This is a genomic window from Bradyrhizobium sp. B097, assembly GCF_038957035.1.
Lineage (GTDB): Bacteria > Pseudomonadota > Alphaproteobacteria > Rhizobiales > Xanthobacteraceae > Bradyrhizobium.
In genome coordinates, this window is the sequence record NZ_CP152412.1 from 3,440,419 (window position 1) to 3,460,923 (window position 20,505).

19 protein-coding genes are annotated in these 20,505 nt (G+C 64.1%); 11 read left to right on the forward strand and 8 right to left on the reverse strand.

The window, feature by feature from the left end:
* Positions 1-5: 5 nt before the first annotated feature.
* Together AAFG07_RS15975 and AAFG07_RS15980 are read right to left on the reverse strand one after the other, a co-directional pair.
* Positions 6-1,238 carry a GNAT family N-acetyltransferase gene (locus tag AAFG07_RS15975; protein ID WP_342728106.1) on the reverse strand — a complete coding sequence of 411 codons (1,233 nt, stop codon included), beginning with the start codon at positions 1,236-1,238 and terminating at the stop codon, positions 6-8.
* Between the two features lie 226 nt (positions 1,239-1,464).
* Positions 1,465-1,896: a hypothetical protein gene (locus AAFG07_RS15980; protein ID WP_342728107.1), complete on the reverse strand. Its 432-nt coding sequence runs from the start codon at positions 1,894-1,896 to the stop codon at positions 1,465-1,467.
* 180 nt (positions 1,897-2,076) lie between these two features.
* On the opposite strand from AAFG07_RS15980, the gene AAFG07_RS15985 reads away from it, so the two are divergent.
* The 5 genes from AAFG07_RS15985 to AAFG07_RS16005 all read left to right on the forward strand — a co-directional run bounded on the left by AAFG07_RS15985 (position 2,077) and on the right by AAFG07_RS16005 (position 7,872).
* A complete protein-coding gene (locus tag AAFG07_RS15985; protein ID WP_097676049.1) occupies positions 2,077-2,304 on the forward strand; it encodes a hypothetical protein in 228 nt (75 codons plus the stop codon).
* 128 nt (positions 2,305-2,432) lie between these two features.
* Complete coding sequence (locus AAFG07_RS15990; RefSeq protein ID WP_342728108.1) at positions 2,433-3,857, forward strand: caspase family protein; 1,425 nt, start codon at positions 2,433-2,435, stop codon at positions 3,855-3,857.
* A gap of 72 nt (positions 3,858-3,929) precedes the next feature.
* Positions 3,930-5,954, forward strand: a complete 2,025-nt coding sequence (locus tag AAFG07_RS15995; protein WP_342728109.1) for a pyrroloquinoline quinone-dependent dehydrogenase — start codon at positions 3,930-3,932, stop codon at positions 5,952-5,954.
* A 738-nt stretch (positions 5,955-6,692) separates the two neighbouring features.
* Positions 6,693-7,310, forward strand: a complete 618-nt coding sequence (locus tag AAFG07_RS16000) for a hypothetical protein (protein WP_342728110.1) — start codon at positions 6,693-6,695, stop codon at positions 7,308-7,310.
* A gap of 268 nt (positions 7,311-7,578) precedes the next feature.
* On the forward strand, positions 7,579-7,872 hold the full coding sequence (locus AAFG07_RS16005) for an HdeA/HdeB family chaperone (protein WP_342728111.1): 294 nt from the start codon (positions 7,579-7,581) through the stop codon (positions 7,870-7,872).
* On the opposite strand, the gene AAFG07_RS16010 is transcribed toward AAFG07_RS16005, so the two are convergent.
* The 3 genes from AAFG07_RS16010 to AAFG07_RS16020 all read right to left on the reverse strand — a co-directional run bounded on the left by AAFG07_RS16010 (position 7,873) and on the right by AAFG07_RS16020 (position 10,314).
* On the reverse strand, positions 7,873-8,334 hold the full coding sequence (locus AAFG07_RS16010; RefSeq protein ID WP_342728113.1) for a PaaI family thioesterase: 462 nt from the start codon (positions 8,332-8,334) through the stop codon (positions 7,873-7,875).
* A gap of 192 nt (positions 8,335-8,526) precedes the next feature.
* Positions 8,527-10,002, reverse strand: a complete 1,476-nt coding sequence (locus AAFG07_RS16015) for an amidase (protein ID WP_342728114.1) — start codon at positions 10,000-10,002, stop codon at positions 8,527-8,529.
* Positions 10,003-10,056: 54 nt separating this feature from the next.
* Positions 10,057-10,314, reverse strand: a complete 258-nt coding sequence (locus tag AAFG07_RS16020) for a hypothetical protein (RefSeq protein ID WP_342728115.1) — start codon at positions 10,312-10,314, stop codon at positions 10,057-10,059.
* Positions 10,315-10,404: 90 nt separating this feature from the next.
* Between AAFG07_RS16020 and AAFG07_RS16025 the strand changes: the two genes are divergently transcribed.
* Together AAFG07_RS16025 and AAFG07_RS16030 are read left to right on the forward strand one after the other, a co-directional pair.
* Positions 10,405-10,710, forward strand: a complete 306-nt coding sequence (locus AAFG07_RS16025) for a hypothetical protein (RefSeq protein WP_092115351.1) — start codon at positions 10,405-10,407, stop codon at positions 10,708-10,710.
* A gap of 197 nt (positions 10,711-10,907) precedes the next feature.
* Positions 10,908-11,138, forward strand: coding sequence for a hypothetical protein (locus tag AAFG07_RS16030; protein ID WP_342728116.1), 231 nt, complete (start codon positions 10,908-10,910; stop codon positions 11,136-11,138).
* Between the two features lie 30 nt (positions 11,139-11,168).
* Here AAFG07_RS16030 and AAFG07_RS16035 read toward each other — a convergent pair whose 3' ends face one another.
* On the reverse strand, positions 11,169-11,375 hold the full coding sequence (locus tag AAFG07_RS16035; RefSeq protein ID WP_092115349.1) for a hypothetical protein: 207 nt from the start codon (positions 11,373-11,375) through the stop codon (positions 11,169-11,171).
* A gap of 1,302 nt (positions 11,376-12,677) precedes the next feature.
* Between AAFG07_RS16035 and recA the strand changes: the two genes are divergently transcribed.
* From recA to AAFG07_RS16055, 4 genes are all read left to right on the forward strand, one after another.
* Positions 12,678-13,766 carry a recombinase RecA gene (gene recA, locus AAFG07_RS16040; protein WP_212310002.1) on the forward strand — a complete coding sequence of 363 codons (1,089 nt, stop codon included), beginning with the start codon at positions 12,678-12,680 and terminating at the stop codon, positions 13,764-13,766.
* 158 nt (positions 13,767-13,924) lie between these two features.
* Positions 13,925-14,905, forward strand: a complete 981-nt coding sequence (locus AAFG07_RS16045; protein ID WP_342728117.1) for a hypothetical protein — start codon at positions 13,925-13,927, stop codon at positions 14,903-14,905.
* The gene (locus tag AAFG07_RS16050) at positions 14,905-15,909 is read left to right on the forward strand and encodes a hypothetical protein (RefSeq protein ID WP_342728118.1); all 1,005 of its coding nucleotides are present in this window, start codon (positions 14,905-14,907) and stop codon (positions 15,907-15,909) included. Before AAFG07_RS16045 ends, AAFG07_RS16050 begins: the two co-directional genes overlap by 1 nt.
* Before the next feature lie 87 nt (positions 15,910-15,996).
* Positions 15,997-16,995, forward strand: coding sequence for a hypothetical protein (locus AAFG07_RS16055; protein WP_342728119.1), 999 nt, complete (start codon positions 15,997-15,999; stop codon positions 16,993-16,995).
* Positions 16,996-17,004: 9 nt separating this feature from the next.
* Here AAFG07_RS16055 and AAFG07_RS16060 read toward each other — a convergent pair whose 3' ends face one another.
* Both AAFG07_RS16060 and gcvP read right to left on the reverse strand, forming a co-directional pair.
* Complete coding sequence (locus AAFG07_RS16060) at positions 17,005-17,436, reverse strand: thioesterase family protein (protein ID WP_342728120.1); 432 nt, start codon at positions 17,434-17,436, stop codon at positions 17,005-17,007.
* A gap of 178 nt (positions 17,437-17,614) precedes the next feature.
* Positions 17,615-20,488 (reverse strand): aminomethyl-transferring glycine dehydrogenase, encoded by a 2,874-nt coding sequence (gene gcvP / locus AAFG07_RS16065; RefSeq protein ID WP_342728121.1) that lies wholly within the window; start codon positions 20,486-20,488, stop codon positions 17,615-17,617.
* Between the last annotated feature and the right edge of the window lie 17 nt (positions 20,489-20,505).

The following is a 20,505-nucleotide window of genomic DNA, read 5'->3' on the forward strand; positions in this document are numbered from 1 at the left end:
GGCCGTCATGTGCAGCCTATCGATCCGCGCGGGCTTGTGTAAGGGGGACCGTGTTCTCCGGGCTTGGCGCGCCGGCTGCGGATGAAGTGGACGGCGCCGCGCGCGGCCTCGTAGGCGAGATTGTTCAGGGTCAGCGCGGCATGAACGGCGGCAACCAGCGGATCGCGCCGCCGCAGCGGCAGCAGCACGTCGCCGATCGCGAAGCGGCCACGCCAGATCGGGTCGATCATAGGATGGCCGGGCGCTGCGGTGGAATCGGCCGAATTGATCGCGGGATCGGCGCAGAGATGGCGCGTCAGCTCCAGCGTCAATTGCGCGCCCGGCGAATGCTTCGCAAAGCGCTCGTCGATGCCGATCTTGAAAAAGAAGGCGCGGTCCTGATGGCGCACCACGATGCCGCCCGCAACCGCCGTGCCGCCCGCATGCAGCATGACGATCTCGCAGCGGCCGGTCTCGGCCAGCGCCGACGTCGCGCGGCGGATGAAGGCTGCGTCGCCGGCATGCTGGCTGAGCGCGGTGCCGCGCTGGCCCTTCCAGCCACCGGCTTCGAGCGCAAGGAAGATCTCGAGCGCCGCCGCAACCTCGCGCGGCGTGCGCGCGACATCGAAGCGCACCGCGCCGTGGTCGGACAGGCGATGGCGCTGCCGGCGCAGCTCCTTCAGCTTCTTGGGCCCGAGCGCGTCGCGCAGCAATTCATCGGCATCGCGCATCGCATCGAGCTGCGCGCGTTGATAGGTGCTCAGCAGGCGCGGCTGCAAGCCGTCGCGCGCGAGCACCGCGCGGATCGCCGCCATGGCCGGGCCCTCGAGCGACATGGTGCGCAGGATCAGCGCGTGCGCGCCCGCATTGCGTGCCTGCTGCAGCATCTTGCCGGCGGCCTGCTCGGCGGCATTGCGGTCGAGCAGCGGCGTGCACAGCGTGCCGTAGGGTTCGGCGCCGACCAGCGCGGGCAGGGGGATCCGGTAGATTCGCCGCAACGGCACGACCGGCAACAGCCCGATCAATTGCCCGGCATCGCCGGTGGCGCTGAGCAGCGATGCACCGGTGCGGCCGCGCGCGGAGGCATCGACCGCCAATTCCCAGTCGGGTTGGTAGTAGCCATTGGGCTCGATCGCGCGCTCGGCAAGCGCCCGCCATGCGCCGACCGGCGCGGCCGACAGCGGCGGCAACGCGCGATCGTCCATGGCATCCTTGCGCGATGCACGGCGGATCATTGCCTGGTCAGCAATATCGGCCACGTCCCATGTTTCCCCGGTCTGCAGGGCTGATCGGCCTTGCGTTCATCGCGGGCAACGCTAGCGGAAAGAAATGGAAAATGCCGTTGAGGCCATCCGGCAATTTGAGCGGTCACGTTAACAGGGCGTTCAGCATACTGCGGCTGTGCGCTTTGGTGGTTGCGACAACGTGGCGCCGGAGATCGCGAGAGCTCACAACGATGCGCTGACAGCGCTGCGCATGAAGACGCTACGGCTTGGGGCTCCGTTGCGCTTCGGCCGTCACGGAGCTTTCGACCGGCTCGTAAGTCTCGGTCACGCAGTTGTCGTCGGCCTCCACCTGCCGGCGATCGAAGATCGCGCCGTCATTGATGAAGACGCGATAGGTCTGCGTCCCGAGCGGCTTGCCGATCACCGAAGTCAGTTCGGCGCGCACGCAGGCGGTCCAGCCGGTGCCGCGGGGGTCGTGCAGCGGAGCGGAGACCCGCACATGGGTCGGCTGCGAGCCGGCTGTGAACACCGAATCCAGCTTGCCGGCCATCAGCCGCTTGAGGTCTGGAGGCGTTTCGAGCGGCGCCGGCTCGGTGGCCTTGACCTTCAATACGTCAGGCCATACCGCGTGGCTGTCCGCCAGCCCGCAGCCGCTCAACATCAAGGCGGCGCCGGCCAGCAGCGCCGCCACTTGTACTTGTCCCTGTCCCATTGAGCTAATTTAATGTGCCGCCGCCCATATTGCGCCCCCCTGGTGGCGCTGAATTCGCATCGCGCGGCGCTTTGTCGATCAACAAATGTCGAGCGACAAGCTATCTTGGGGTAGAGGTGTTGCCGGATGTTTCTACGGCGGCGGGGGAGAGAGACTGACATGAAGAGCTTCACGGTTGCTGCCGTCATTCTGGCGTTGATCGCGACACCGACCCTGGCCCAGGGCCGGCGAGGCGGCGGGGGCGACGATAGGAAGACGGAGAAGAAGCCCCAGATCGACGAGAAGGCCTACAAGGCCGCACTCGATCGTATCCCCGAGCCCAAGGAGAAATACGATCCCTGGGGCGTCACCAAGCCGGCCGCCGATCCAGCCAAGAAGCCGAAATAGCTGGGCCCATCCGATCCCGCGACGATTCCGGCGTGAGAACCGGTTCCGGCGGCAGCAGATTGCCGCACGGCATGAACCTCCACCTGACGGCTATCGACCCATCTCCGATGTCATTGTCGGAGGCCGCCATGCTTCGCCGTTCCCTCTTCAGCCTGATCGTTCCGGCTGCGATCCTGTTCGGTGCCGTGCCGGCATGGGCGGAAAGCCGTCTGGCGCTGGTGATCGGGCAGTCCGCCTACAAGTCGGTGCCTGCACTTCCCAACCCCGCCAACGACGCCAGGGCCATGTCACAGATGCTGACCGACGCCGGCTTTGCCGTGACGACGGCATCGGATCTGTCCCAGGACGAGATGCGCGCGAGGATCAGCGACTTCGCCGGCCAGGTGGCGGCGAAGGGCGCCGATACCGTGGCGCTGGTGTTCTATGCCGGGCATGGCCTGCAGATCGATGGCGAGAACTATCTGGTGCCGGTCGATGTCGATCCGAAGCGCGAGGCCGATATCCCGATCCAGGCGGTTCGCCTCAACGACATCCTGAACACGCTGACCTCGGTGCCGAGCCGGATGCGCATCGTGCTGCTCGATGCCTGCCGCAACAATCCTTTCCCGGAACTCAGCAAGACCGCTGGACATGGGCTTGCCATCATTGATGCCAAGATCGGCGCGCCCGGCACCTTTGTCTCGTTTTCGACGTCACCGGGCGCCGAAGCCGAGGACGGCAGCGGCGCCAACAGCCCCTATACGACCGCGTTGCTGGCCTCGGCGAAGGAGCCGGGGATTCCGATCGAGGACACCTTCAAGCGCGTCCGCCTTGCGGTGAACAAGGCGACCGATGGCCGCCAGACGCCGTGGGACTCCTCGTCGCTCACCGACGATTTCCGATTCATGGCAGGTTCGTCTGCCTCGCCCGCGGCCGCGCCGGCGCCGGCCAAGCGCACCGTCGACGAATGGAAGCGCGAATTGCAGGGCAAGCCGATCGAGGTTGCAAACGAGCTGATGGTGGTCGACGGCACCGATGAAGCCTATGAAGCCTTCGCCGCGATCTTCGCCGGCACGCCGCGCGGCCTGCAGGCGCGCGACTGGCTCGACCGGCATCGCCGCATGGTGGCTTGGAACGATGCCATCCTCGCCAACACGGCGGCGGCCTATCGCAGCTTCCTCGTGCTGTACCCCGACAGCGATCTGACAGCGACCGCGCGCAAGATGATCGAACGGTTGCGCTACCGTCCCGATCTGACACCGGCCGCTGCGCTCAGCGTGCCCGCGACCAACGTTGCGCTGGCGGCGCCGACCTGTCCCTGCAACGCCGCGCCGCCGCAGGAGCAGCAGAAGGCCGCAGCGCCCGTGAAGAAACGTGCCGATCCCGATCCGCCGCGGCGCGCCGGCAAGCGCCCGCCGCGCGTCGTGGTCGAGGACGATGTCGTGGTGGTGCGTCGGCCGCCTCCGGCCGTGGTCTACGAGCCGGTTGGGCCGCCGATCGGAATCGGGATCGGCATCGGCGGCGGTGGTTATCGCGGCCATTATGGCGGCGGCTATCGCAGGGGTGGATACTGACGCGCCAATCGCGTAAAGGGTTTTCCCGCATGAGATGCGGCGTTTGATGGTCGCATCTCGCGGGAGGACGCAATGCGGTCGCTGTTTCGCCTGCTCGTCGCGCTGCTGCTGTGTACTCAACCTGCGTTCGCTTGGGAGTATTGGGGCGGCGACCGCGGCGGACAGCGCTTCTCGCCGTTGACGCAGATCACGTCAGACAATGTCGGCACGCTGGTGCGCGGCTGGGAATTCCGCACCGGCGATCTCGACGCGCGCCCGCCCGAGGTCATGAAACGCACCAAGTTCGAGGTAACGCCGCTGTTCGTCGAGGACAGCCTGATCTTCTGCACGCCGTTCAACGAGGTGATCGCGCTCGATCCCGGCAGCGGTGCGCAGAAATGGCGTTTCGATCCGAAGATCAGCATGGCGCAGCGGCCGGCCAATCGGTTTGTCTGCCGCGGCGTCGCGCACTGGACCGATGATCGCGCGGCTGATGGTGCGGCCTGCAAGTCGCGCATCTTCACCGGCACCAATGACACGCGCCTGATCGCGCTCGATGCCAGGACCGGCAAGCCCTGCGCCGATTTCGGCAACAATGGCGAGATCAAGATCGACGCCGGGATGAAGCTGGAATGGCCGGGCGAGTTTCAGATCACGTCGGCGCCGGTGACGGGACGCGGTGTGGTCGTGGTCGGATCCGCGATCGGTGACAACCGGCGGGTCGATGCGCCGGTCGGCGTGGTGCGCGCCTTCGATGCACGGACCGGCCAGCCGCGCTGGACCTTCGATCCGCTCGTGCATGACAGCGTCGAGGCCGGCCACAGCAACGTCTGGGCGCCGATGTCGGTGGACGAGGAGCGCGGCCTGGTGTTCCTGCCGACGACATCGCCCAGCCCTGATTTCTGGGGCGGCAAGCGCCCGGGCAATGACGAGCACGCCAATTCCGTCGTCGCGCTGCGGATCGAGAGTGGGGAGCTCGCTTGGGCATTCCAGACCGTGCATCACGACGTCTGGGACTACGACCTGCCGGCACAGCCGACGCTGGCGCGGATCGACACTGGCAACGGCATGCGCGATGTCGTGATCCAGCCGACCAAGCAGGGCTTTGTGTTCGTGCTCGATCGCGACACCGGCAAGCCGGTGTGGCCGGTCGAGGAGCGCGCGGTGCCGCAGAACGGCGCCGAAGGCGAGACACTGTCGCCGACACAGCCGTTCCCGACCCATGTGCCGCCGCTGCTGACGCAGCGGATGACGGCCGATGATGTCGGCGGCCTGCTGCCGGGCGTCGGCAGCGCGGCGTGCGACAAGCTGTTCGCGCAATCCCGCAATGAGGGGCTTTACACGCCGCCGTCGACGCAGGGCACGATCATCTATCCGATGACCGGCGGCGGCGTGAACTGGGGCAGTGCGGCATTCGATCCAGTCAACCAGATCCTCTACGCCAATGTCAGTCATGCGGCGCACATCGTCACCCTGATTCCGCGCGACCAGGCCAAGGGCTTCAATCCGCCGCCGGGCCATGAATTCGGCCAGCAGGAAGGCGCACCGTTCGCGATGTCGCGGGCGCTGGCGAAGTCGGCGGCCGGGTCGCCCTGCAACAAGCCGCCATGGGGCGAGACGGTGGCGGTCGATCTCAAGGCCGGCAAGATCCTCTGGCATACGTCGGTCGGCACCAGCGAGGATCTCGCGCCGCTCGGCATCGCGCTCAACACCGGCACGCCGCTGGTCAACGGCGTCGCGATCACCGCGGGCGGACTGGTGTTCACCGGCGCGATGGATGCCTATCTGCGCGCGTTCGATGCGAGGTCGGGCCGGCAGTTGTGGCTCGGCCGGCTTCCGGTGCCGGGCGTCGCCAATCCGATGACCTATCTCTGGAAGGGCGAGCAGTACGTCGTGATCGGCGCCGGCGGCCATTCCGAGGCCGGCACATCGATCGGCGATAGCGTGGTGGCGTTTCGCCTGCCGCGCCAGGGCGAGGGGGCATCGTTGTGGACCTGCCTGATCGATCGGCCCGGCGGGCGGTTCACCGCCAAGGCTGTGGCCGCCGGACTCGTGCTCGTGGCCCTCATTGCGCTGTTGTGGCGCTGGCGGCACAGCCGTCGCTCGCGATCCGCTTAGGTGCTCCCTGCTGCAGGTGCGCGCCTCCAAAATATCGAAAACAACCCCATGCAAAGGTGCCGGCGGCTGCCGGCGTTCGAAAAGCAACTTGACACGTCGGGCAACTCAGGGGTATTTTTCTAATATTCAGAAATGATGCAAGCGCCGCCCTCGCTCCGCTAAGGCGCGATGAATTCAGGTTGAATCGGCTTGGCGGCATTCGCTGCATCTTCCCCCGCAACCGGCAGGGCAATCGCATACTAAAAAATCTGTCGGGCAGCGTCCTCGCGGCCATCTTTCGAGACGCCGCTGCGCGGCTCCTCAGGATGACGGGTCTTGTTTTGCGGCACAGTAGTAGACCCTCATGGCGAGGAGCGCCGCTTGCGGCGCGTCTCGAACCACGAGGCCGAGTTACCTCCGTAGCCGCTGAAGGGTCTTATGCGATTGCCCTACCGCAACCAGAGAGGGAGCGCAGGTTGTTCGCGGATGCAATTGAACCTGGGGGGTGGACTCATCCGGGATATCGCTTCCGAGAGGAAATCCGGGCGCGCGGCGTGGACCGCGGGGATGTCGCCCTGTGGACCAACTTCGCCGCCTCCGACTGGTCCGTTGTTGGGTGCAGTCCGGACTTCTCACCAACGATCCCCGACCGCCGCATTTGACCCGAAGCAGACATTTAACAAAGCAACTCGACGAATTTCTAAGGAATTGCCGTATAGTCGTAACGGCTGAACTCGAACGGTATTCAGAGGTCAAGGAATGCAAAACGCGACAGTGGCCGCGCTCGTATACGAGCTTCTGTTCGAGGTTTACCGAAAGATTGATCTCGACCGAAAGCAAGGTTGGCTCCAATCGCTTCCTGATGAAAATGGCACGCTGCATGAGGCGTTCTATGTCGAGGGTTCAGGGCACTGGGAATGGCCTGCCGGAGTGCTGAACCAAGTTGGTGCTCTGAAGCCGCTTTACGAGCCGAACCCGCCTCATTGGACAACTCGCCTTCCCGGCCGATCGAAAATCTTTTTTGAACCCGTTATGACCTTAGACGAATGCGAGGCCGCTAACTTTCTGAAATTCGAGACTTTCGACAACTACTGTGTTGCGATGTTCTCCTTTGAGTACCTGCACAGCCATTTCGCGTACCGTGGAGGGTTAGTAAATCTCGACATTCGCTCGCATCGCTTTCTGAAAGCCGTCGCGTCGCAGGACGATATTTTCGCAATCGAGGGTCCCGACCGCGTCAGATTTGACGAGGCGCGCTACCAAGAAAAAGTCATGACCCGGTGGAGGGACGGACTAGATGATCGCAACATACGACCGAAGACGGGAGCTTCGCATGGAGGAGGCGATCTAGAGGGGAAAGTCCGCTCCTGGCCCTGAGCGGACATTCACCACAGCATCGCCGAGGTCGGTTTCTGAGAGCGACATGGACCTCGCTAGTACGCGCCCTGTTCTCATCACGCTTTAGCGCGACCCGTCACAAATCACGAACACGAATTCTCAATCCGTGCACTGAAGCGACGTGCAGGCAAAGTTGCGCGATGTCTCGCTTGCGTTCGTCGCGACGCTTCACTTACGAGGTCGCGAGCGGAGCCGCCGGGGCTTCCGGCGCCTGTTCATTTTCAGATCATTGCCCAAGGAGATTGCGATGAAGATCACTGCCTCGATCATGCTTGCCACTGCACTCGCGCTGTCGTCCGCGCCGGCCAACGCCACCGTCCTCGATCTCTCGACCATGACCTGCAAGCAGTTCGTCGAAGGCGGCGACGACACCATCAAGATGGTGCTGGTCTGGATGGATGGCTGGTACAAGGGCGATTCCGACGAGGCGATCATCGACACCGAGGTGTTCGTCGAGAGCGCCAAGAAGTTCGGCACCTATTGCGGAAAGAATCCGACCATCAGCATCGTCAACGCCGCCGAGGCCGTGCTCGGTAAGTAGTTATCCCGGCAGCATCGCGAACGCGCTCGACACCATCGCCACCGGCTTGTTGTCGGTGGCGGAGAGCAGCGTGACGCGGCCGAAGCTCATGGTGCGGCCGAGCCTGACCACGCGGGCGTCGGCCAGCACGTCGGACGCGGTCACCGCGCGCATGAAATGCGTGGTCTGGTCGACCGTCGTCATCGGACGATAGCCCTTGTTGGCCGCGAGATTGGCCAGCACCATCGCGGTGTCGGCGAACGCCATCAGCGCCTGGCCGCAGACGATGCCGCCGTTGCGGCACAAGCGCTCGGAAAACGGCATGCGCAGGATCGCGCCGGGCTGCCAGTCGGGATTACCACCGGCGGGCGGCGCAACGTCGAACTGCTCGACCGCCAGATTGAGGTCCTGCACCCAGGGCGCAAAGACGTCGCCGAGCACGCGTTTCGCGTCGTCGATCCCGAATTCATTGGCCTGCTGCATGGCGTCCCGTTTCCTCTCTTGTTGCCCGTCTTGTTCTAGTACTCAGTATCGCTGAAATGTGAATCGCGTTCGGTTGTCATTGCGAGGAGCGACAGCGACGAAGCAATCCATGCCTCCGCATATGCGGGCAGATGGATTGCTTCGCTTCGCTCGCAATGACGATGGTGTCTCACGAATTTAGGATTCCGGGTACTAGTTGCGCGTGACATGCACGTCGGGCGTCTTGCCGTCATTCCACTTGCCGTCGATCGCCCGTTCGATCTGGGCGGCGAGCTGTAGCAGCAGGCCGTCATCGGCCTGCTTGCCGATCGCCTGGATGCCGAGCGGCAGGCCGTGCTCGTTGGTCGCGAGCGGCAGCGAGATCGCCGGGATGCCGCAGAGATTGGCGAGCGGCGTGAAGGCGAAGTTGCGCCAGAGATTGCCGAACCAGTCCAGCACCGACGGGTTGTCGCTGATGGTGAGATATTCCGTGGTGCCGATCTTCGGCGTCGGCAGCGCCGTGATCGGCGTCAGGATGATGTCCCAATCCGCGAAGAAGGCGCCGAAGCCGCGCGCCGTGGTGTTGAACACGGCCTGCATGCGGGCGCGGTCGGCGAAGCTAAAGTCGCGGCCATGCTCCCAGATCCGGATGTTGATCGGCTCGATCAGGTCCGCAGGCGGCCGCGTCAGTCCGCGCGCCGCGAGCATGTTGCCGATCACGACGGCGAAATTGCTGATGTAGCAGGTGGTCTGCGCCGCGAAGGCTTCCGCGTAGTCGATCGAGGGCAGTGCGTAATCGACCTGATGGCCGAGGCCTTCGAGGAAACGTCCGACCCGCTCGAGCTCGGCTGCGATGTGCGGCGTCGCGCGATAGTCGCCCCAGGTGTGCGACAGCGCGATCTTGAGCCGGCCGGGGTCGCGCGCGATCATCGCTGTATAGGGCTCCGGCGGTGTCCAGAACGGCATGAACTCGCCGGGCGCCGGGCCACGGCAGCTATCGACGAAGGCTGCGGTGTCGCGCACCGAGCGCGACTGGCAGCCCTGGATCGAGACGAGGCCGGTGAGATCGGACAGATGCGGCGCGAGCGAGAACACGCCGCGCGACACTTTCAGCCCGATATTGCCGTTGACGCCGGCCGGAATCCGGATCGAGCCGCCGCCGTCGGTCGCATGTGCGATCGGGACGGCGCCGGCGGCGACCATCGCCGCGCTGCCGGCCGACGAGCCGCAGGTGGTGTAGTCGGTGTCCCAGGGATTGCGCGTGACATAGACCGCGGGGTTCTCGGCCGAGCTGCAGACCCCGAACTCCGGCGTGGTGGTGCGGCCGATCAAATTGAGACCGGCCTTGCGCAGCTTCGTGGTCAGGAAGGTGTCGGCCGCGGCGCGGTTGCCGCGCATCATCAGCGAGCCCATCTCCTGCAACCGGCCCTTCAGCGTCGGGCCGAGATCCTTCATCAGGAAGGGCAGGCCGGCGAACCGGCCGTTGAGATCGGCGCCGTCGCGCGCGGGATCGGCGATCACGTCGTCGAACAGCTCGACCACGCCGGAGAGCGCGGGATCGACCTTGGCTGTGGCGGCGGCAGCCTGCGCCGCGAGCTCCCGTGGCGTCAGCTCGCCGTTCCGGACGCGCTCGGCGAGCGCCGTCCCGTCGTGCCGCGTCCATTCGTCCCAGCTCATCGCCAAAGTCATGTCGTCGATTCCTTTTCTGCTTTGTTGCGCAGTGTAGTTTGGGGGGCCGCCCGGTCAAACCATCGCGCGGACGCTGCGCTCGGGCGCGCCGGCGCTGCTGTCCGACGCGCTTGCGCGGCGTTGCAAGCGCCGTGCCCGGCTTGAAAATGCCCCAGTTTCGGCGCCCAATTGCCCCTCGTCAGTGGTGGGGGCGTCCATGTTCCGCAGGTTGGTATTGCTGGGCGGCATGATCGCGGTCGGGCTTGCGCTTGGTGGCTGCACGCGATGCGGGCCGATCTGGGACGACTGGATGCAGTCGCCGAAATCCTGCAAGTCAGACCACCTCTAGGGCAGGGACGGGCGCGCTTGGCGGCGGCTTTCTTGGGGTGATATACCGCTGACGAAAATGCATGGAGCGTTCTTATGAGAGTTTTGAGCGCAGTTGCGGTTGCGGTGCTGCTGTCGGCGCCGGCCTATGCGCAAATGCCGAACGTCAATCTGATGCCTGAGGTCAAGACCAAGACCCAGGAGGAGAAGGATCGGGACGCGATCAACGACAAGGCCTACAAGGACTCGTTGAGCAAAATTCCGGATGCCAAGGGATCGGCCGATCCCTGGGGCGCGGTGCGCAGCGATGCGCCGAAGGCGGCTGCTCATCCTCCCGCCAAGCCGAAGACCAAGACCGGGAGCTCCGCGCAGCCCGGAGGCTCCGCGCAGCGCAGCCAGTAGGCCCCGTTCGGGCCGGCTTCGCCGGTTTCCCGCAGACTCGGATTCTTGTGGCGCCGCCCCTATGTTGGGGGCGTCGTCAGTTGGAGCGTTTTCGAGCGAAGTGGATACCGGTTCGCGTGAAGAAAACGCGTCAAAACTAGAATCTAGAGCCCGGTTCCGATTCAATCGGAACGGGGCTCTATTCCGGAGTTGCGGCAATGGTGTTTCGTCCGCGCGATCTCGCCAGCCGGATGGCCGAGCGGCGCAAGCCGGATGACGGCTATCTGCGCGAGACCTTCAGCCTTCCGCGCGACCAGGCCCGCCTGCGGGCGCGCGACTTTCTCAAGCGCTACCCGAAGGCCGCCTATATGAGCGCGGTCGAGAGCTGGCGCGAGCTGCCCGGCGGCGAGATCGAGTTCACGATGCGGCGGCTGGCCAGCGCGGACTGAAGCTCGCCGGCTTGCCGGACAGACTGCGCCTCAGTCCTGATCGCGGTGCCCCCGGGTCCGTCCGAGCCCGAGATTGTTCAGCTCGCGGTCGATCCGCAGCTGCACGCGGCGGATCGCCAACAGGTCGAGCTTTGCTTCGGTCTTGCCCGTGAAGACCCGATCGCCGATCTGGAAACGCCATTTCCAGACGCCGGGCATGAGCTGCGTGACGCTGAATTCGACGCCCTTGTGAATCATCTGGAACGGTTCCGCGAATGAATGGCGGTCGTCGATATTTAAATCAAAGGTTGTACTAATAATTAACACCCGTCAAAGGATGGAGTGAATCGTCGCGCCCCTTTGGACGTCGTTGCGGATCCCGAAGTGGATCCGTTCGCCGGCGGCGTCGCCTTGCCTCGCGATGCGCAATCGGTGCGTCGGCCGGACAAGTCAATGTTACGAACACTGCCGGAACCCGAGTCTTCCCTCGAACGCTACGTAGTTTTTTTGGGCGTCAGGAGGGGTACCAAGGTAGTATGCAGATTGTGCCAATCGTGATCCGGCTTCGCCAAATCCTTCGGTAACTCGTTGATTATCTGATGAGGTCGAGACGAAGGCGGAGCCGCCTGCTCGCGGAACTTTGTTCTGCCCCGGAGAACTACGGATCGCGCCGCGCCGCCGCTCAAACGCTTCGATAACGGCTTCCGTCGGCGTGTTCGGATCCGCCCGGGTTCATCTGGGCTGATGCCTGACAGCACAACGCCGCCCGCTTGAAATGCTTGCGGACGGCGCTGGCCCTAGCCCCACGAAGGTGTGCAAAATCCTGATAGCTGGGAGCCTATACAATTTGTGCCACGGGACATGTCCCAAATTGGCTATCACGGCGATCAGTCCGGACCGCGCTGCCTCGGCGCTTCATCGCGTTGGCGTCGCCGATGGCGCTGAGGTCGCGCGGAAGCGTGCCGTTCGATTCGCGAGCGAAGAGGCGGCCTCTAAGGCTAGAACTAGATGACAATCGCCAGAATGACGGCGTTCTACGTTGGGGCAACCGCGCTAATGGGAGCGCTCGGACTCGTATCTTCGGCAATATATTTGTCGGTTCTTAGCTCGTGCACTGGCGACGCGGAATGCATCGGGACTGAGGCAACTTTCTTGGTATACGCCCTACTACTCGCTATCCCCGGCGCTCTCCTGGTATTCGTCGGTCGCAGGTCCTTTCCGTCCGCCTCTAAATCCGCCGAGCGGGACGACCCCGAGCAAGGAACGGATGGCGTCCAATCGAAATTTATAAGCCCAGAACAGTGAATAGGCTTTCTCGGTAGTCCTACTGAGAACATTGGCTAAGCTATGGTTTCCGTTCGCTTAATCGGATTCAGGACACTCTAGAATTCAAACTAAGACACAGGGGCTTAAACGCGGACAACGCTGATACGCCGAAAAGAACATATTGCGAACATAGAACAAACGTGGTACGAGGTTCCTATCAACAAACGCGTTCCGCCTGATCGCATCGCCCGTTTTTCCCGCTAGCGAATCCCCGCCATAAGGAGCACATCCCAAATGTCCGCTACTGCACTGCGTATCGTCGAAGGATCCTCCATGGACAAGTCCAAGGCCCTCTCAGCCGCGCTCTCCCAGATCGAGCGTCAGTTCGGCAAGGGCTCGGTGATGAAGCTCGGCAAGAACGACCGTTCGATGGATGTCGAGACGGTGTCCTCGGGATCGCTGGGGCTCGACATTGCGCTCGGCGTCGGCGGTCTGCCGAAGGGACGTGTCGTCGAGATCTACGGGCCGGAATCGTCGGGCAAGACCACGCTGGCGCTGCACACCGTGGCGGAAGGCCAGAAGAAGGGCGGCATCTGCGCCTTCATCGACGCCGAACACGCGCTCGACCCGGTCTATGCGCGCAAGCTCGGCGTCAACATCGACGAGCTCCTGATCTCGCAGCCCGACACCGGCGAGCAGGCGCTGGAGATTTGCGACACGCTGGTGCGCTCCGGTGCGGTCGACGTGCTGGTGATCGATTCGGTCGCGGCGCTGGTGCCGAAGGCCGAGCTCGAGGGCGAGATGGGCGATGCGCTGCCGGGCCTGCAGGCGCGCTTGATGAGCCAGGCGCTGCGCAAGCTCACCGCCTCGATCAACAAATCCCACACCATGGTGATCTTCATCAACCAGATCCGCATGAAGATCGGCGTGATGTACGGCTCGCCGGAGACCACGACCGGCGGTAATGCGCTGAAATTCTATGCCTCGGTCCGCCTCGACATTCGCCGCATCGGCGCGATCAAGGAGCGCGACGAGGTGGTCGGCAACACCACCCGCGTCAAGGTGGTGAAGAACAAGCTGGCACCGCCGTTCAAGCAGGTCGAGTTCGACATCATGTACGGCGAAGGCGTCTCCAAGATGGGCGAGATCCTCGACCTCGGCGTCAAGGCCGGCATCGTCGAGAAGTCGGGCGCCTGGTTCTCCTATGACAGCCAGCGGCTCGGCCAGGGCCGCGAGAACTCCAAGGCGTTCCTGAAGGCGAATCCCGACATCACCGCCAAGATCGAAGCTGCGATCCGCCAGAACTCCGGCCTGATCGCCGAGCAGATCCTTGCCGGTACGCCCGAGCGCGATGCCGAGGGCGAAGAGCCCGCCGAGGAGTAAGCCTCAAGCATGATCCGGAAAAGTGCGAAGCGGTTTTCCGAAAAGATCATGCTCGAACGATCAAATCATTTCGCTGCAAGCGGGCGCTGAGGACGTTGAGTTGCCGACGTCTTCGGCGCCTGTTTGGTTTTGTAGCCGGTGTTCAGTGAGTTGATGCGGTGAAGCGCCTGATCTTGGGTAATCCATCCGGGCTCGACCTGAAACGCGCAGGTCTGGGCGACGCGGTGCTTCCGCTTTCATTTCGCTTCGCCTGGGGCGTGCTGCCTTCGTCACAAGAGCTGGCGGCCTATTTCGGCGTGCGAGCGGGCCAGAAGCCGGGGAATCATTGGTCGGATTGGATTTCCCCGTCCGCGAAGCGCGCAACTTGGAAGGACCTCGCGTTCAACGATTATTGCCAGTCGTTCGACGTCATCGAATTGTGGTTTGACCCTGATCCAAACGATCAGCTGCAGTTGATCTGGGTACTCGACCAGTTTCATGCTCAGCCGGACATGTTAGCGAAGCTGAAATTGCGTCAAGTCGGCTTCAGCCTGCTAACGATGGACCCGGCATGGCGCGGTTGGAACGAGGTCCCGCTGGCTAACATCCGAGCTGTGGATATCGAGACTGCAAGCATGTGCTGGCAGGCGTATCGGGCGACAACTCCGCAGACGTGTTTCGATGTGGTGCACCGCGACCTGAGCGCGTTTCCCTTGCTGAGGCCGGCGCTGCTTGATCTGCTTCGTGAGCTGCCATGGAGCAGATCGGGACTAGGCGCGACCGAGATGCGACTGCTGGAGCTGATCGCGGCGGGATTCATGGGGACCAACGCGCTATTCTACCTCCGCGGCTTTCGCCAGCGCGGCGTCTTCAACGACATGGAAATCGGCAGGCTGCTCGAGGGCCTTGCGCATGGACCGCAGCCGGTGATCGCCGGGCTCGACGATGGCTTGCGCTCTATCGACCCGAACAATGCGAAAGGTCGCCTGGAGGCCTTCCGGCGAAGCCGCTTGTCGGTGACAGAGTTTGGCAAGGCGGTGCTCGCCCACAAGGCGGACTTCAGCGATCACAATCCGATCAATCGCTGGTGGGGCGGCACGCACCTCACCAACGACAACCTCTGGCGCTGGAGTCCGGCGGTGACTGGCCATAGCACGTAGTGGGAGCCTCGCGCATCGTGACAAGTTTGATCCTTGCGACAAGCGATCTCGCGAGCTACCGCCTGAGACAGGCGCGAAGGGCCGATATCGTCGTCGGTTTGAGACCGCGCTTCGTTTGGGGGAAAATGCCCTCATCAGCTGAGCTCGCGACCCTCCTGGAAGCGCGTTCCGAAAAGCATGTCCATTTCGACACGCACTGGCTCGACTTCGCCAGTTCGAGATGGACTGGCTCGATCGGTCGGGACGTCGGTCTTGTCGAGCTCTGCGAGCGTTGCGACGGCGTCGAGCTATGGGCTGATCCCCGGCCGAACGACCAGCTGGTGCTGGTCTGGTTGCTCGACGTGCTCCGTCCGCACCGGCACGTCGTAGCGAAGCTCAGTCTGGTCCAGACCGATGTCGAGATCGGCATATACCGAAGCGAGAGCTCGGCGAAATGGCGATTGCCGGCACTTGCGGTAACCGATGATCGGTTGGAATTGGCCAGTCGCGCCTGGAATGCCTATTGTGCTCCGACGCCCGAGCCTTGTTTCGACCTTCTCATGCAGGATCTGTCGGCGATACCGCAGTTGCGCGCGGCCCTCATTGCGCTGCTTGAAGAGCTTCCCGGGCAGGAAACCGGCCTCGGCGCGTCCGAGTTGTGGATGCTGGATCTCGTCGCCGAAGGCGAGGCAAGGCCACAAGTCCTTTCAAGCGAGTTGAACAGAGAACGCGGCGTGTTCGATTTTCAGGAAGCGGAGCTGATCCTGGACCGGCTCGCTTATTGTCCATCGCCGGTCCTGACCGGATTCCCCGCCGAGATCGAGGGGCCAGACGATTTGAAGGCCCGACGAGAACGGCTCCTGTACAGTCGGCTGTCGCTCACCGATTTCGGCCGCGAAGTGTCGGATCGCGAGCTCGACTTCAGCCAGTACAATCCAATCCATCGCTGGTGGGGCGGCGCCGAGCTGACCAATGACCGGCTGTGGCGCTGGCATGCCGAGAGCCGCACCCTGGTCGCTCCATAGGTCTACGCATTGGATCGAAGCCGGAGGCTCACAATGTGTCGTTCAGCAAGTTGGACCGATGAATCCCGTGACCGCGAATGAGCTGTTATGAGCCGACTCATCCTCACATTCACTGATAGCGGCGCTGGCGCGCTGAAGGTCGCACGGCTCGCCGATTGCGTCGTTGGCGTCGAGCTGCGGTTCGTTTGCGGAAAATTGCCGGCATCAAGCGAACTGGATGCCTTGTGCTCGCCGCGCGCGGCTTCGCACCGCGCCGGAGCACACTGGCTGGACAATCTCACCGGCGGATTGCTTGAGGACGCGCATCGTCAAGGTCTCGGATTGATCGAATTTTGCGAGCTCTTTGATGCCGTCGACCTTTGGGTCGATCCCGATCCGAACTCACAACTGCAATTGATCTGGCTGCTGGATCACTTGCGCCCGCATGCGGGCGTCACAACAAGGCTTGTGATACTGCAAGCGGATCAGGCCATCGGCGAGCAGCAGCCGGCTAAATTAGCCGCCTGGCCGCCGCGCCTCGCGCCCATCCGTAGCCATCATCTCAAAACCGCTAGCGACGCGTGGACCGCTTGGCGCGCATCAACGCCGGAAAGCTGGTTCAATCTGTTGACGCACAATCTGCGCGCGCTTCCGCAATTGCGAAATTCAGTCGTCGCGCTGCTGGAAGAACTTCCCGGGCGTAGCTCCGCGCTCGGCGCAACGGAAATGCGAATGCTGGGGCTGCTGTCAGCGGGACAGGTCCATCCGTACGATCTGTTTCCCGGGCACGAGAAACCCAATCGCCGGCGGACGTTCGGTTATTGGGAAACGGGGGCCTTGCTGGACGGGCTGGCTCACTGTCCAATGCCTGCCATCTCCGGCCTCGATGACGGGCCGTTCGATCTCGACATGCACGAGGACCCGGAACGTCACCAACGCTACAAGCGGAGCCGGCTCGCGCTGACCGGCCTCGGCAGGGCAATCGTCGCGGGCTCCGGCGATTTCAGCCAGCACAACCCGATCCATCGCTGGTGGGGCGGCACCGAGCTGGCCAATGACCGGCTATGGCGCTGGGACGCCGAGAGCCGCACTTTGGTCACCCCGTAAGGCCTGCATCTACGCCAGCGCCGTTTCCCGGCTCGCAATCAGCGCGCGCAGGTCTTCCGTCACGGCGACCGATTGATGGGTCTTCTGGTCGGTCGCAACCCAGATGATTTCGCCGGTCGCGCGCAGGTCCTCGGAGCCCTTGGCGAAGATCGCGAGGGTAAGCACGATCGAGGAACGGCCGATCCGCGCGACTCGCACGCAGACCTCGATGTCCTCGTCGAACCGGATCGGCGCCTTGTACTCGACCACCGATTTCACGGTGTGAAAGTCGATTCCGGTCCGCGCCACCTCGCCGAGATAGTCGTAGCCGAGCGCGCGGAAATACTCTGTTATCGCGGTGTCGAAGTAGGTCAGGTAGTGCGCGTTGAACACCACGGCCTGCGCGTCGACCTCGGAATAGCGGACGCGAAACGGGAAGTGAAACCAGAATTCCTCGCGCATGTTTCCTCCTGCCGCGGCGCTGCTTCTTATCGTTCGTCCGCCGCCAGTGGGGACGTATGGTGGCCGGATGTAGGATGGGTAGAGCGAAGCGAAACCCATCACTTCACAGTCCGGATGCAATTGATGGGTTTCGCTGCGCTCTACCCATCCTACATGAGTGGCTAGAGCAATGGCCGCTTTACTCCGCCGCCTGCGCGTAATCCTCGATCGGCGGGCACGAGCACACCAGATTGCGATCGCCGTAGACATTGTCGACGCGGCCGACCGGGCTCCAGTATTTGTCGGACCGCGACACGCCCGCGGGGAAGCAGCCCTCGGCGCGGCTGTAGGCCCGGTTCCAGGCGTCGTCGGCGATGTCGTGGACGGTGTGCGGCGCGTGGCGCAGCGGCGACGCCTCGACCTTCCAGCGGCCCTTCTCGATCTCCGCGATCTCGCCCCGGATCGCGATCATGGCGTCGCAGAAGCGGTCGATCTCGAACTTCGATTCCGATTCCGTCGGCTCGATCATCAGCGTGCCCGCCACCGGGAAGCTCATGGTCGGCGCATGGAAGCCGTAGTCGATCAGTCGCTTGGCGATATCGTCCACCGTGACGCCGCTGGTCGTCTTCAGCGCCCGCGGGTCGACGATGCACTCATGCGCGACGCGGCCGCGCTCGTTGCGGTACAGCACCGGGAAGTGCGGCTGCAGCCGCGCTGCGATGTAATTGGCATTGAGGATCGCAACCTCAGTCGCCCGCGTCAGCCCTTCGCCGCCCATCATCAGGATGTAGATGTAGGAGATGGTCAGGATCGACGCCGAGCCGAACGGCGCGGCCGACACCGGGCCGATGGCGTGTGCCGTCGCCCCGTCGGTTGCGGGATGGCCGGGCAGATAGGGCGCAAGATGCGCCTTCACGCCGATCGGGCCCATGCCGGGGCCACCGCCGCCATGCGGGATGCAGAAGGTCTTGTGCAGATTGAGATGGCTGACGTCGGCGCCGTAGTCGCCGGGCCGCGACAGGCCGACCTGCGCGTTCATGTTGGCGCCGTCGAGATAGACCTGGCCGCCATGCGCATGCACGATGTCGCAGATATCGCTGATATGCTCCTCGAACACGCCGTGGGTCGACGGATAGGTGATCATGACCGCGGCGAGATTGGCGGAATGCTTTTCCGCCTTGGCGCGGAGATCATTGACGTCGACGTCGCCGCGCGCGTCGCACGCGACAACCACGACGTCCATGCCGACCATCGCGGCCGAGGCCGGATTGGTGCCGTGCGCGGAGGAGGGGATCAGGCACACCTTGCGGTGCGGCTCGCCGCGCGCGAGGTGATAGCCACGGATCGCCAGCAACCCGGCATATTCGCCTTGCGCACCGGAGTTCGGCTGCAGCGAGATCGCGTCATAGCCGGTGATGTCGCACAGCCACTGCTCCAGCCGCTTGAACAGCGCGTGATAGCCCTTGGCCTGATCCGCGGGCGCGAACGGATGCAGATTGCCGAACGCCGGCCAGGTCAGCGGGATCATCTCGGTGGTGGCGTTGAGCTTCATCGTGCAGGAGCCGAGCGGGATCATCGCGCGGTCGAGCGCGAGGTCGCGATCGCTGAGCTTGCGCATGTAGCGCAGCAGCTCGGTCTCCGAGCGGTGGGTGTTGAACACCGGATGGGTGAGGAACGCGCTGGTGCGGCGCAGCTCCTTCGGCAGCGCCTCGCGCGCGGCCGCCTCGATCTCGGCAAAGCTGAGCTTGCCGCCGAACACGCGCCACACCGCTTCGACCGTCTCCGGCGTCGTGGTCTCATCGAGCGCGATGCCGAGCGTGGTCGCGCCGATGCGCAGATTGATCCGCTCCGCCTGCGCGCGGGAGACAATCTCGATCTGCTTCGCTCCGGCCTCGACTGTCATGGTATCGAAGAAGGCCTCGCTGGTCGGCGCAAAGCCGAGCTTGCGCAGGCCCGCGGCGAGTACGGTGGCGCGGCGATGCACGCCGCGTGCGATATAGGTCAGGCCTTCGGGGCCGTGATAGACCGCATACATCGAGGCGATCACGGCGAGCAGCACCTGCGCGGTGCAGATGTTGGAGGTGGCCTTCTCGCGGCGGATATGCTGCTCGCGGGTCTGCAGCGCGAGGCGATAGGCCGGTGCACCGCGCGAATCCACCGAAAGGCCGACGATGCGGCCGGGCAGCGAGCGCTTCAGCGTGTCGCGCACCGCCATGTAGGCGGCGTGCGGTCCGCCATAACCCATCGGCACGCCGAAGCGCTGCGCCGAGCCGATTGCGATGTCGGCGCCGAGCTCACCGGGCGAGGTCAGCAGGGCCAGCGACAGCAGGTCCGCGGCGACGATCGCAAGCGCGCCCTTGGCGCGCAGCGATGCGATCGCCGGCCGGAGGTCGCGCACCGCGCCCGTCGTGCCGGGATATTGCAGCAGCGCGCCGAGCACGTCGGCCTTGTCGAGCTCGGTCAGGGGATCGCCGACGACGAGCGCCCAGCCCAATGGGGCGGCGCGCGTGCGCATCACAGCCAGCGTCTGCGGATGCACTTCCTTGTCGACGAAGAACACCTTCGCCTTCACCTGCGAGTGGCGTTCGGCGAGCGCCATCGCTTCGGCCGCCGCGGTCGCCTCGTCGAGCAGCGAGGCGTTGGCGACATCGAGCCCGGTGAGATCGCAGATCATGGTCTGGAAATTGAAGAGGGCCTCGAGCCGGCCCTGGCTGATCTCCGGCTGATACGGCGTATAGGCGGTGTACCAGGCCGGGTTCTCCAGGATGTTGCGCTGGATCACCGCGGGCAGGATGGTGCCGGAATAGCCCTGGCCGATCAGCGAGGTGAACACCTGGTTCTGCGCGGCGAGCTCGCTCATATGCGCGAGCGCTTCGGTTTCGCTCAGCGCCCGGCCGAGATCGAGCGGCGCCTTCTGAAGGATCGACGCCGGCAGCGTCTCATTCATCAGCGCCTGCAGGCTCGCGGCGCCGACCGTCTCCAACATCGCGTTGATGTCGCGCGGGGATGGTCCGATGTGTCGGCGGACGAAATCGGTGGCGGCTTCGTTGATCGGCTTGAAGGGCGCGTTCATGGGCTAATCCTTGGGGT

Coding starts and splice junctions, on each gene's coding strand:
- AAFG07_RS16000 (WP_342728110.1), top strand. CDS start 6,693: ATGCAAAACGCGACAGTGGCCGCGCTCGTATACGAGCTTCTGTTCGAG.
- AAFG07_RS16060 (WP_342728120.1), bottom strand. CDS start 17,436: ATGCGCGAGGAATTCTGGTTTCACTTCCCGTTTCGCGTCCGCTATTCC.
- gcvP (WP_342728121.1), bottom strand. CDS start 20,488: ATGAACGCGCCCTTCAAGCCGATCAACGAAGCCGCCACCGATTTCGTC.
- AAFG07_RS16055 (WP_342728119.1), top strand. CDS start 15,997: ATGAGCCGACTCATCCTCACATTCACTGATAGCGGCGCTGGCGCGCTG.
- AAFG07_RS15995 (WP_342728109.1), top strand. CDS start 3,930: ATGCGGTCGCTGTTTCGCCTGCTCGTCGCGCTGCTGCTGTGTACTCAA.
- AAFG07_RS15985 (WP_097676049.1), top strand. CDS start 2,077: ATGAAGAGCTTCACGGTTGCTGCCGTCATTCTGGCGTTGATCGCGACA.
- AAFG07_RS16010 (WP_342728113.1), bottom strand. CDS start 8,334: ATGCAGCAGGCCAATGAATTCGGGATCGACGACGCGAAACGCGTGCTC.
- AAFG07_RS15990 (WP_342728108.1), top strand. CDS start 2,433: ATGCTTCGCCGTTCCCTCTTCAGCCTGATCGTTCCGGCTGCGATCCTG.
- AAFG07_RS16015 (WP_342728114.1), bottom strand. CDS start 10,002: ATGACTTTGGCGATGAGCTGGGACGAATGGACGCGGCACGACGGGACG.
- recA (WP_212310002.1), top strand. CDS start 12,678: ATGTCCGCTACTGCACTGCGTATCGTCGAAGGATCCTCCATGGACAAG.
- AAFG07_RS16025 (WP_092115351.1), top strand. CDS start 10,405: ATGAGAGTTTTGAGCGCAGTTGCGGTTGCGGTGCTGCTGTCGGCGCCG.
- AAFG07_RS16005 (WP_342728111.1), top strand. CDS start 7,579: ATGAAGATCACTGCCTCGATCATGCTTGCCACTGCACTCGCGCTGTCG.
- AAFG07_RS16030 (WP_342728116.1), top strand. CDS start 10,908: ATGGTGTTTCGTCCGCGCGATCTCGCCAGCCGGATGGCCGAGCGGCGC.
- AAFG07_RS16035 (WP_092115349.1), bottom strand. CDS start 11,375: ATGATTCACAAGGGCGTCGAATTCAGCGTCACGCAGCTCATGCCCGGC.